Here is an 11038-nt window from a genome sequence, read left to right as displayed (position 1 = left end):
GGAAAAGAAGGAAAAGGTGAATGATCTTCATTCACTCAAGGAATGATCATGGCACGCGACATCATCCCGTTCCACCAGATTGCCGCCTTTGAAGCGGCCGCCCGGAACCTTGGATTTTCCCGTGCCGCGCAGGAGTTGAACGTGCAGCAGCCCGCCGTCAGCCGCCAAGTGGCAGCATTGGAAGCGGATCTGGGCGCAGCGCTGTTTCTGCGCACAAAACCCCGTCTGACGCTGACAGCCGAAGGCGAAGTGCTGCTGAAGGCAGTGACCGGCGGGTTTGATGCGCTGAAAGCCGGCCTCAAAGAAGTGCGGGCCATGCGGCAGACGCAGGCGCTGGTGGTCAATGCCGCCATCGGCTTCACCAGCTATTACCTGCTGCCGCGGCTGGGGGAGTTTCAGAGCATGCATCCGGATATCCGGGTGCAGGTGGTGACCCGCGACCAGAACCCGGACTTTGACCCCGGCCATAGCGACATCGTGGTGACCTTTGGCAGCGAAGCCCCGCCGGGCATGGCGGCGCGGCGTATTGTCGAGGAGGAAATGCTGGCAATCTGCGCGCCCGGCTATCTGGGCAGCCGGCCACCGCTGACCCTGGAGGCACTGGCGCAGGAGAAACTTCTGCACATGTCCAGCGAGGAGCACGCTGGCGATTGGAAGCGTTTTTTCCAAGGCAGCGGGCTGGTGCCGCCGGAGCCGCAAGGGTTCGAGCGCTTCAACAGCTTCATGGTCTACCTGCACGCGATCCAGAACGGCAACGGCATCGGCATCGGCTGGCGGCATCTGGTGGAGCGGATGATCGAGGCAGGCTCGCTGGCGCTGGCCTGCGACCACAGCCACAATTCCGGGCGCGGCTATTTCTGCTCAGTCACGCCCCGTGCCGAGGGGCGCAGGGAAGCGGAAGAATTCCTTCACTGGATTTCCGGCGGGGCCGCCAGCACGTAAGAAGGCGGGCCGGCAGCCCGCCCTCCTGCTTTCCCAAACAGCTCAGGCCCTGGCGGCGGTGACGATGAACTCCACCAGCAGGTCCTCGCGGGCCAGCTTTGCTTCACCGCAGGCACGGGCGGGCGCATGGCTTTCGGGCACCCAGGCGTCCCAGACCGCATTCATCTCGGCAAAATCCTTCATGTCGGCGAGCCAGATCACAGTCTGCAGGATGCGGGTGTTGTCACTGCCGGCCTCAGCCAGCAGCGCGTCAATCTTGTCCAGGCAGTCCTGCGTTTGCTGGGCAACGCTGGCGCCGGCTGTGCCGACCTGGCCGGCAAGATAGATGGTATCGCCGTGGGTGACGATCTGGCTCATGCGCTGACTGGTGTGGCTGCGGGTGATTTCGGGCATTGGTTCCTCGCCTTTGTGAAATGACAATAAGCACCGCGCCGCAAAACCCGGCGCGTCAGAAGTTCAGTTTGAAAGCAGCCAGTCGCCGCCGGAGGGGCAGAACTTGCGCTGCACTTGCTTGGGATCGGAGCTGTCCTTCAGATACGCCTGATGCTGCAGCAGCAGGCAATCTCCCTCCTTGCCGCCAACGCGCACCACGCCATGGGCACCGCTGTCGGGGTTGGTCCATTTAGCCTGTTTGCCGGCACCGCCCTGCGCCTCTGCCAGCAGGCTCTGCTCAGCCTGGCGCATGATGTTGGTGTCCTGCGGCGTGAGCCCCGACTTTGCCAGAATACGGCTGAGCGGGTTGGCTGCCGCCGGTGAGAGGGTCAGCGCCGACACGGCTGCAGCGGCCAGAATTCCTGAAATACGCATAACAACTACTCCTGCCTGAAAGGTAGAGGCTTTGCCGCCCGCCCTGCGGGCGGCAGCTCATCTGCCAGTAAGGCGCAACCGGAAGGCAATGTCCATGCAGCGAGCCAGGAGAACCCGCCCGTATCAGGAGAACTTGCGGAACAGGCGGGTCATATCAAACAGCTCGTCCAGGCGGTCGTAGCGATCCTTGGTCTTATCCCAGCTCTCCTCCTGGGTGGCAGCGATCATCGCTTCCAGCAGCATCATGGTGGAGCTGTTGGAATCCCAGGCCGACGGGATCTCAACCCAGCAATTGAAGGTATGCGCGGAGACCGATGCGATGGGGCTCGCCCATTGGTCGGTAACTAGCACAATCTTCACGCCGCGCTCCGCCGCCAGTTCCGCCAGCCGCTGCAGGTTGGTCTCATACCGGCGCACATCGAACATCAGCAGCGTGTCGCCCTCAACCATGTCCAGCACATAATGCGGCCAGGTTGCCGAGGACGAGGTCATATGGGTGACCCGCTGCCGGATCGCCTGGAAGTGAGTGAAGGCATAATCCGCCAGCGCCCGTGTGATGCGGCCGCCAACCACATATAGACGCCCATCGGTATTGGCGAGCTGATGTACCGCGGCATCAAACTGGGCGGAGTCGATGTTGGAAAATGTCTGCTGCAGGTTGTCCGTAACCGCCTGTGCAAATCTGTTCAGCAGGTGGCCCTCCGGAGCTTCAGACGCCCAATTGTCCCGCCGCTTGGTCGGGCCGGAAACCTTGGCCTCCAGCTCTTTGAGCAAGGCCTGATGGAACTGAGGGTAGCCCTTGAAGCCCAGCTTCTGCACCATCCGCGCGACGGTAGGCGTGGAAACTTCGGCGTTGTTCGCAACGATGGTGATCGAGGCCAGGCCTGCCGCAGGGTAATTTTCCAAAAGCAGATTGGCGAACTTGCGTTCTGATTGCGTGAGAGACGAATAATTCTCGCGGATCAATTCGCGGACGGTGGCTGGCGGCTTGGTCAACGGGGCATCCCTGCAGTGAACAAATACAGTCTTACGCGGCCCGGGACTGAAAAGAAAGTTTCAGAAACCCCTGTTCGAAACCGGTCATGAAAATATATTGACACAAATATCTCTTCATGGAAAGATTTTTCCAAATCGCAGGGAGGCGCGGTATGCAAGGGGGCGATTCTCACGCTCTGGAAGACGCAGTGGAGGTGGTGAACCGTGAAGGTGCCAGCCCGGTGCTGTTGCTGTGCGAACATGCGTCCAGCCATATCCCGGCGCGCTACAACGGGCTGGGGCTGCGGGCTGAGGACCGGTTGAGCCATGCAGCCTGGGATCCGGGAGCTCTGGCCGTTTCACTGCATCTGTCCCGGGCGCTGGACGCGCCGCTGGTGGCAAGCCGGGTGTCACGGCTGGTGTATGACTGCAACCGCCCGCCTGAAGCCGCCAGCGCCATGCCTGACCGGTCCGAGCTGGTCGCGGTGCCAGGCAATTTCGGCCTGGGCGCGGCGGAGCGGCAGGAACGGGTGGACACGATTTATACCCCGTTCTGCGAGGCCGTATCGGAAGTGATCGGAGCCCGTAAAGAAGCCGGAAAGCAGACTGTTCTGGTCACCATGCACAGCTTCACACCCGTTTACTTTGGCAAGGAACGGGACGTGGAGATCGGCATCTTGCATGACGATGACACCCGGCTGGCCGACGCGATGCTGGCCGGTGAAGATGCCCTGCCCCACCGCCGGGTCGAGCGAAATGAACCTTACGGGCCGGCCGACGGGGTAACCCATTCGCTGAAGATCCACGGCCTGGCCCATGGGCTGGCCAATGTGATGATCGAAATCCGCAACGATCTGGTGACTTCCCCGGAAGAAGAAGAGGCCATGGCTAAAGAAATGCTGACATTGCTACGCCCGGCCTTGGCCGCGCTGGCGGCAGAAGGAGGGCAGGATGCCTAAGGTCATCAGGGCCTATGTGCGCGGCATCGACGCGATGAACCGCTTCATCGGCCGCTTTGCCATGTATCTGATCTTTGCGCTGATCGGGGTGCTGCTGTGGTCCTCGGTCTCAAAGACTTTCTTCAACCCATCGCTCTGGACGCTGGAAACCGCACAGTTCGTGATGGTCGCCTATTATGTGCTGGGCGGGCCGTACTCGATCCAGATGGGATCGAACGTGCGGATGGACCTGTTCTATGGTGCCTGGTCCACGAAAACCAAGGCGCTGGTCGATGCCTTCACGGTGCTGTTCCTGATCACCTATCTGGTGATCCTGATGTATGGCGCGCTCAGCTCCACCGCTTATAGCCTGGGCTATTTCGGGCTGGAGCCAGTGCAATTTTTCTGGGACCTGCTGAAAACCCTGCTGAGCGAAGGCCCGGCGGCGGCAGGCGAGAAACTCGGCTATCTCGAGCGCAGCTCCACCGCCTGGCGCCCCTTCCTGTGGCCCGTCAAAACCATCCTCTGCTTCGGCGTCTTCCTGATGCTGCTGCAATGCCTTGCCGAACTGTTCCGGGATATCGGACGCCTGCGCGGAGTTGAAATCTGATGTCCTACGAATGGATCGCCATTGTCATGTTTGCCGGCATGATGCTCATGCTGATGACCGGCCAGCGGGTATTCGGCGCTATCGGCTTTGTCGGTGCGGTCGCGGGTATGCTCCTGTGGGGCACCGGCGGGGTTGAGATCCCGTTTTCGGCCGCCATGAAGCTGATGAAGTGGTATCCGCTGCTGACGCTGCCGATGTTCATTTTCATGGGCTATGTGCTGTCGGAGTCGAAGATCGCCGACGACCTGTACCGGATGTTCCATGTCTGGATGGGGCCGGTGAAAGGTGGGCTTGCGATTGGCACTATCGGCCTGATGGTCCTGATTTCAGCGATGAACGGCCTGTCGGTCGCAGGCATGGCCATCGGCGCCACCATCGCGCTGCCGGAACTGCTGCGCCGCGGCTATGATAAGATCCTGGTGACCGGCACCATTCAGGCCGGCTCCAGCCTGGGCATCCTGGTGCCACCTTCGGTGGTGCTGGTGCTTTATGCGATGATCGCCCGCCAGCCGGTGGGGCAGCTGTGGCTGGCCGGCGTGGTGCCGGGGCTGCTGATGGCCACCATGTTCATCATCTATATCTACCTGCGTGCCCGCATGCAGCCGCATCTCGGCCCGGCGATGGAGCCGGAGGACCTGGCTGAATACGAGCGCGTCACCGACCATCCGCTGCGGCTGAACTACATCGTGCTGGGCGCGCTGGTGCTGGTGCCGCTCTTGATCCTGACCGGCGCCCTGGAGACCAAGCCCGCGCTTGGCCTGGCCCTGGCCGCAGGTGCGCTGTCCTTCGCCACCCGCAGCAACCCGATGTTCTACAAAGACATCTTTATGAAGGAGAAGTTCCGCCTGCTGTTCTCCGGCGTGCTGCCGCTGGCAATCTTTGCTGCGATGATGGTGCCCTTCGTGAACGGCTGGACCTCGCTGGTCGAAAGCTCAGCCATCGGTGCCATGACCGCCTTCATCGCCGCGGTGCTGAAGGGGCGGATGACCAAGGAAGTGTTCGAGACTTCGGTGCGCTCGACACTGGGCATCTCCTGCATGTTCATGTGGATCATTCTGGCCGCCCTCGCCTTTGGTGCGATCTTTGACGGTCTCGGCGCGGTCAAAGCCATTGAGGACCTGTTCACCACCCGCTTGGGCCTCAGCCCTTGGATGATCCTGATCCTGATGCAGCTGAGCTTCATTGTGATGGGCACCTTCCTGGATGACACCGCGATGCTGGTGATCGTGGCACCGCTCTACGTGCCGCTGGTGGGCGCACTGGGGTTCGACCTGATCTGGTACGGTGTCCTCTACACGATCACCACCCAGATCGCCTATATGACGCCGCCCTTCGGCTACAACCTGTTCCTGATGCGCGCCATGGCACCGCCGGAAATCGGGCTGAAGGACATCTATGTCTCGATCATCCCCTTTGCCCTGGTGATGGTGCTGGCGCTCGCCCTGATCATGATCTTCCCGCAAATCGCCCTGTGGCTGCCGGAATATGTCTACGGAAAATAACCAAGGAAGAGTCCTGTCAAGGGGCCGGATGTTGCAACAAGGAGTGAAATTATGACGACAAGACGTAAGTTTATTCAGACTGCCGGTGTCGGCGCCATGGCGGCACCGCTGGCCACCCCGGCGCTGGCCCAATCCACCATCAAATGGCGGATGCAGACCTATGCCGGCGCCGCACTGGCAGAACATGTGGTGAAACCCGCCATCGACATGTTCAACACCATCGCCGGCGACCGAATGCAGATCGAACTGTTCTATGCCGACCAGCTGGTCCCGACAGGCGAGCTGTTCCGCGCCATGCAGCGCGGCACCATCGATGCGGTGCAGTCGGATGACGACTCGATGGCCTCTCCCACCGAAGTCACTGTGTTCGGCGGCTACTTCCCCTTTGCCTCGCGCTACTCGCTGGATGTGCCGGTGCTGTTCAACCAGTACGGCCTGAATGAGATCTGGGACGCGGAATACTCCAAGGTCGGCGTCAAGCACATCTCGGCCGGCGCCTGGGACCCCTGCCACTTTGCCACCAAGGACCCGATCAACTCACTGGCGGATCTGAAAGGCAAGCGCGTCTTCACCTTCCCGACCGCGGGCCGCTTCCTGGCACAGTTCGGCGTGGTGCCGGTCACCCTGCCGTGGGAAGACATCGAGGTTGCGGTGCAGACCGGCGAGCTGGACGGCATCGCCTGGTCCGGCATCACCGAAGACTACACCGTCGGTTGGGCTGACGTGACCGACTACTTCCTGACCAACAACATCTCTGGTGCCTGGGCAGGGTCGTTCTTTGCCAACCAGGGCCGCTGGAATGAACTGCCGGAAGACCTCCAGACCCTGTTCCGCGTCTGCTGTGACCAGTCGCATTATTACCGCCAGTGGTGGTACTGGGGCGGCGAAGCTTCCCTGCGCGTGAACGGCGACAAGATGAAGCTGACCACTATTCCCGACAACGAATGGCAGCAGGTCGAAGACGCAGCAGTGAAATTCTGGGATGAAATCGCAGCCGAGTCCGAGACTAAGGCGAAAGTTGTGGAGATCTTCAAGAAGTATAACGCTGACATGCAGAAGGCCGGCCGCCCCTACCGCTACGGCTAAAGCACCGGTAAAACAGCGGAATTTGGCCCGCCCCGCGGCAGGCCGAATTCCCACCCAAAGGAATTTGCCAGAAGTTTTGAGAAAAAATTCTGCGCGCAACAGACAAAGGACCGCTCATGCTCTCCTTCGACGATCTCAAAGACCAAGTTTCTTCCGGCGCGGTTGATACTGTATTGGTGTGCCTTGTTGACATGCAGGGTCGCTTGATGGGGAAGCGGTTTCATGCGGGGCATTTTGTTGCGGGTGCGTGGGAGGAGACGCATTGCTGCAATTACCTCCTGGCGACCGACCTGGAGATGGCGACGCCGGACGGCTATGTTTCGACCTCCTGGCAAGCCGGCTATGGCGATTATGTGATGAAGCCGGATCTGGCGACGCTCCGGCCGGTGCCCTGGCTGGAGGGCACCGTGATGGTGCTCTGCGATGTGCTGGATCATCATACCCATGAGGAAGTGTCCCATTCCCCCCGCGCGGTGCTGAAGAAGCAGGTGCAGCGGCTTGAGGCGATGGGCTATGAGGCGATGTGCGCCACCGAGCTGGAGTTTTTCCTGTTCGCCAAAAGCTTTGACGAGATCCGCCGCTCAGGGTTCCGCGACCTGGAGCCGATCTCGGGCTACAACGAGGATTACAGCATCCTGCAGACCTCGCGCGAGGAGCATGTGATGCGCCCCATCCGCAACCATCTGTGGGATGCGGGGCTGCCCATTGAGAACTCCAAGGGCGAGGCGGAGACCGGCCAGGAGGAGCTCAACATCAAATACGCCAAGGCGATGGAGACCGCGGAGTACCACACCATCGCCAAGCATGCGGTGAAGGAGATTGCCGAGCAGCAGGGCCACGCGGTGACCTTTCTGCCGAAGTGGAGCCATGAGAAAGTGGGCTCGTCGAGCCATGTGCACCAGTCGCTGTGGCAGGACGGCAAGCCGGCCTTCTTTGACGAGAGCGACCCGCTTGGCATGTCCGCTCTGATGAAGAGCTACATGGCGGGGCTGCTGAAATACGCGCCCGATTACACCGCTTTCATGGCGCCCTACATCAACAGCTACAAGCGCTTCATGAAGGGCACTTTTGCGCCGACCCGCATCATCTGGTCGGTGGACAACCGCACCGCGGGCTACCGGCTGTGCGGCGACGGGACCAAGGCGATCCGGGTGGAATGCCGGATTCCGGGTTCGGACATGAACCCCTATCTGGCGATGGCAGGCATGCTGGCAGCAGGGATTGCGGGCATCGAGGAAGGCCTGGAGCTGCAGGCTCCGGCCAAGGGCGATGTCTACCAGGGCGACAGCGGCATGATCCCGGGCACCCTGCGTGATGCGGCGGCGGCGCTGAAGGGCTCGGACATGCTGCGCGCAGCCCTGGGCGATGAGGTGGTGGACCACTATGTGCGGGCCGCCGAGGTGGAGATCGAGGATTTCGACCGGGTGGTCACCGATTACGAGATCGCGCGCGGCTTCGAGCGGGCGTGAGGCGGAGGGCGCCGGGGGCCAGCCCCCGGACCCCCGGGATATTTCTGGCAAGAGGAAGGGGGCTTTGCCCTTTCTTGAATGGAGTGAATGGCGATGGGCCAGGTATTGAAATGCATCTCGCCGGTTGACGGATCGGTTTTTGCGGAGCGCGAAGTGCTGCCGCGCGAGGACGCCTTTGCGGCAGCGGAGCGGGCGCGGGCGGCGCAAGCCGCCTGGGCGGCACGGCCGCTGCAGGAGCGCACCCGGCTGGTGATGGCGGGTGTGGCCGCCGTCGGCGCGATGAACGGCGAGATCGTGCCGGAGCTGGCCCGGATGATGGGCCGACCGGTGCGCTATGGCGGCGAATTCGGCGGCTTTAACGAGCGCGCCAGCCATATGGCCAGGATCGCCGAAGAGGCACTGGCCGATATCGAAGTTGGCGAGGATGAGAGCTTCAAACGCTATATCAAGCGCCTGCCGCATGGCGTGGTGTTTGTAGTGGCGCCCTGGAACTACCCCTATATGACCGCCATCAACACCGTGGCGCCGGCGCTGATTGCCGGCAATGCGGTGGTGCTGAAACACGCCACCCAGACGCTTCTGGTGGGCGAGCGGATGGCGCAGGCCTTCCATGCGGCGGGGGTGCCGGAGGACGTGTTCCAGAATGTCTTCCTGGACCACGGCACCACCTCGGAGCTGATCGCATCGCGCGCTTTCAATTTCGTGAACTTCACCGGCTCGGTCGGCGGCGGCCAGGCAATGGAGCGGGCTGCGGCGGGCACTTTCACCGGCGTCGGCACCGAGCTCGGCGGCAAGGACCCGGGCTATGTGATGGAGGATGCCGATCTGGACGCCGCCGTTGACACGCTGATCGACGGCGCCATGTTCAACTCCGGCCAGTGCTGCTGCGGCATCGAGCGGATCTATGTGCACGAGAGCCTCTTTGACGCCTTCCTGGAGAAGGCGATTGCCATCGTCCAAGGCTACAAGCTGGGCAACCCGCTGGATCAGGAGACCACCATCGGCCCGATGGCCAATGTCCGCTTTGCCAATGAGGTGCGCGGCCAGATTGCCGAGGCGGTGGCCGCAGGTGCCGTGGCCCATATCGAAACCATGCCGGAGGATGACGGCGGCGCGTATCTGACGCCGCAGATCCTGACCGGTGTCACCCACGAGATGCGGGTGATGCGCGAGGAAAGCTTTGGCCCGGTGGTCGGCATCATGAAGGTCTCCTCCGATGAAGAGGCCATCGCCCTGATGAACGACAGCGACTTCGGCCTCACCGCTTCGCTCTGGACCAAGGATGTGGAACGGGCGCAGGCCGTCGGCGACCGGATCGAGACCGGCACCGTCTTCATGAACCGCGCCGACTATCTGGATCCGGGGCTCTGCTGGACCGGCTGCAAGGACACCGGCCGCGGCGGCGGCCTGTCGGTGATTGGCTACCACAACCTGACCCGCCCGAAGTCCTACCACCTGAAAAAGGTCACCGGCTGACCGGCTTTCTTCTTTGCAGAAATACTCCGGGGGGCTTGCCGCGAGGCAAGCGGGGGCAGCGCCCCCTCCCCGGCATCAACACAGGAACACCCTCATGTCTCTCGTTGGAAACTGGTCCTACCCGACCGCAATCAAGTTCGGCGCCGGCCGCATCAAGGAACTGGCCGAGGCCTGCGCCGCAGCCGGAATCACGCGCCCGCTGCTGGTCACCGACAAAGGCCTGGCCGATCTGCCGGTCACCCAAGGCACGCTCGACATTATGGAGGCCGCGGGCCTCGGCCGGGCGATGTTCTCGGAGGTCGATCCGAACCCGAATGAAAAGAACCTGGACGCAGGTGTTGCCGCCTACAAGGCGGGCGGCCATGACGGGGTGATTGCCTTTGGCGGCGGCTCCGGCCTGGATCTCGGCAAGATGGTCGCCTTTATGGCGGGCCAGACCCGGCCGGTGTGGGATTTTGAAGACATCGGCGACTGGTGGACCCGTGCGGACGCGGATGCCATCGCGCCGATTATCGCGGTGCCGACCACTGCAGGCACCGGCTCGGAAGTGGGCCGCGCCTCCGTCATCACCAACTCGCAAACCCATGCCAAGAAGATCATCTTCCACCCGAAAGTGCTGCCGCAGGTGGTGATCTGCGATCCCGAACTGACCGTGGGCATGCCGAAGTTCATCACCGCAGGCACTGGCTTGGACGCCTTTGCCCATTGCGTCGAGGCCTTCTCCTCGCCCCATTACCACCCGATGTCGCAGGGCATCGCGCTGGAGGGCATGCGGCTGGTCAAGGACTACCTGCCGCGCGCCTATGCAGATGGCAGCGACATCGAGGCCCGCGCTCAGATGATGTCGGCGGCGGCGATGGGCGCCACCGCCTTCATGAAGGGCCTCGGCGCCATCCACGCCATGAGCCACCCGGTGGGCGCCCACTTCAACACCCACCACGGCACCACCAACGCGGTCTGCATGCCCGCCGTCCTCGAGTTCAACGCACCTGCAATTGCGGACCGCTTCAATATGGCGGCGGCTTATCTGGGCATAAACGGCGGCTTCGACGGCTTCCGCGCCTTTGTGCAGGACCTCAACGACAGCCTCGCCATCCCCCGCCGCCTGTCGGACCTCGGCGTCACCGAGGCCGCCATCCCCGCCCTCGCAAAAGACGCCGCAACAGACCCCTCATGCGGCGGAAACCCAATAACTCTCAACACAGAAAACCTCACAGAACTCTTCAAAAAGGC

Annotated in this window: 11 protein-coding genes; 8 read left to right on the top strand and 3 right to left on the bottom strand. The window is 62.2% G+C overall.

Translation table 11 applies throughout. From position 1 onward, the window contains the following. Positions 1-48: 48 nt before the first annotated feature. On the top strand, positions 49-942 hold the full coding sequence (locus RA19_RS24095) for a LysR substrate-binding domain-containing protein (protein ID WP_193748328.1): 894 nt from the start codon (positions 49-51) through the stop codon (positions 940-942). A 42-nt stretch (positions 943-984) separates the two neighbouring features. Here RA19_RS24095 and RA19_RS24090 read toward each other — a convergent pair whose 3' ends face one another. The 3 genes from RA19_RS24090 to RA19_RS24080 form a co-directional block, all read right to left on the bottom strand. Further along, positions 985-1335: a RidA family protein gene (locus tag RA19_RS24090; protein WP_039167964.1), complete on the bottom strand. Its 351-nt coding sequence runs from the start codon at positions 1333-1335 to the stop codon at positions 985-987. 63 nt (positions 1336-1398) lie between these two features. Continuing rightward, entirely contained in the window at positions 1399-1749 is a 351-nt protein-coding gene (locus tag RA19_RS24085) for a hypothetical protein (protein ID WP_039167960.1), read from the bottom strand. A 123-nt stretch (positions 1750-1872) separates the two neighbouring features. Beyond that, positions 1873-2745, bottom strand: coding sequence for a MurR/RpiR family transcriptional regulator (locus tag RA19_RS24080; protein WP_039167958.1), 873 nt, complete (start codon positions 2743-2745; stop codon positions 1873-1875). 152 nt (positions 2746-2897) lie between these two features. On the opposite strand from RA19_RS24080, the gene RA19_RS24075 reads away from it, so the two are divergent. From RA19_RS24075 to RA19_RS24045, 7 genes are all read left to right on the top strand, one after another. Then, positions 2898-3683: an N-formylglutamate amidohydrolase gene (locus RA19_RS24075; RefSeq protein WP_039167955.1), complete on the top strand. Its 786-nt coding sequence runs from the start codon at positions 2898-2900 to the stop codon at positions 3681-3683. Then, a complete protein-coding gene (locus RA19_RS24070) occupies positions 3676-4272 on the top strand; it encodes a TRAP transporter small permease subunit (RefSeq protein ID WP_039167953.1) in 597 nt (198 codons plus the stop codon). Before RA19_RS24075 ends, RA19_RS24070 begins: the two co-directional genes overlap by 8 nt. After that, entirely contained in the window at positions 4272-5774 is a 1503-nt protein-coding gene (locus tag RA19_RS24065) for a TRAP transporter large permease (protein ID WP_039167952.1), read from the top strand. The genes RA19_RS24070 and RA19_RS24065 overlap by 1 nt, the downstream gene beginning before the upstream one ends. A gap of 51 nt (positions 5775-5825) precedes the next feature. Next, positions 5826-6860 (top strand): TRAP transporter substrate-binding protein, encoded by a 1035-nt coding sequence (locus RA19_RS24060; RefSeq protein ID WP_039167950.1) that lies wholly within the window; start codon positions 5826-5828, stop codon positions 6858-6860. Positions 6861-6976: 116 nt separating this feature from the next. Further along, positions 6977-8329 (top strand): glutamine synthetase family protein, encoded by a 1353-nt coding sequence (locus tag RA19_RS24055; RefSeq protein WP_039167947.1) that lies wholly within the window; start codon positions 6977-6979, stop codon positions 8327-8329. Between the two features lie 93 nt (positions 8330-8422). Further along, entirely contained in the window at positions 8423-9805 is a 1383-nt protein-coding gene (locus RA19_RS24050) for an aldehyde dehydrogenase family protein (protein ID WP_039168020.1), read from the top strand. Positions 9806-9899: 94 nt separating this feature from the next. Beyond that, a partial coding sequence (locus RA19_RS24045) for an iron-containing alcohol dehydrogenase (RefSeq protein WP_039167944.1) occupies positions 9900-11038 on the top strand: 1139 nt, incomplete at its 3' end.

It is taken from the genome of Leisingera sp. ANG-M1 (assembly GCF_000813745.1).
Classification (GTDB): Bacteria; Pseudomonadota; Alphaproteobacteria; order Rhodobacterales; family Rhodobacteraceae; genus Leisingera.
Note: the sequence above shows the minus strand (reverse complement) of the source record. Positions and strands in the feature narration are given on the sequence as shown.